This window comes from Leisingera sp. ABD4_442 (assembly GCF_056160905.1).
In genome coordinates this window covers 1-233 of record NZ_JBSWYB010000117.1, presented here as the reverse complement: position 1 = coordinate 233, position 233 = coordinate 1, and the positions used below count along the sequence as shown (strand labels likewise).

Genomic DNA, 233 nt, shown 5'->3' with positions numbered 1-233 from the left:
ATCCATGCCCAGGATGGTGTCGCCGGGCTTCAAGAGCGCCTGGAACACGCCCTGGTTGGCCTGGGAGCCGGAGTTCGGCTGCACGTTTGCGAATTCGCAGCCAAAGAGTTCCTTGGCGCGGTCGATGGCCAGGTTTTCGGCCACGTCGACATACTGGCAGCCGCCATAGTAGCGGCGCCCCGGGTAGCCTTCGGCATATTTGTTGGTCAGGACAGAGCCTTGCGCTTCCATCA

General features: G+C 61.8%; 1 pseudogene. It reads right to left on the bottom strand.

Annotated elements, in window-relative coordinates:
• Positions 1-233: pseudogene (gene glyA / locus ACXAHG_RS23630) on the bottom strand (serine hydroxymethyltransferase); the annotation flags it as partial.